This is a genomic window from Natrialba sp. PRR66 (genome assembly GCF_034808065.1).
Taxonomy (GTDB): domain Archaea; phylum Halobacteriota; class Halobacteria; order Halobacteriales; family Natrialbaceae; genus Natrialba; species Natrialba aegyptia.
On the sequence record NZ_JAXHGN010000261.1, the window covers coordinates 1 to 238 of the forward strand.

1 pseudogene is annotated in these 238 nt (G+C 66.4%); it reads right to left on the reverse strand.

The features are described 5' to 3' along the window. Positions 1 to 238: pseudogene (locus SM755_RS24165) on the reverse strand (hypothetical protein); the annotation flags it as partial.

Consider the following 238-nt stretch of genomic DNA (forward strand, 5'->3'; position numbering starts at 1 on the left):
TGAACGCGCGTGCCGAAGTAGTCGCCGTAGTCGAGTTGCATCGTTTCCGTTACCCAACTGCCGCTCTCGTTCGGACCGGGGTCGACGTACGCCCATCTCGTCGCGCCGGTCGTCCGCGCCCACGCAGTCGTGGGGTCGATCCGGTCGATGAACGATTCGTTCTCGGACCTGTTCTCCGCCCCGGCGTCGCCCGCCGAGTCGTTGGGAACGCCATCGGACCGGTTCCGCTCCGACTCGT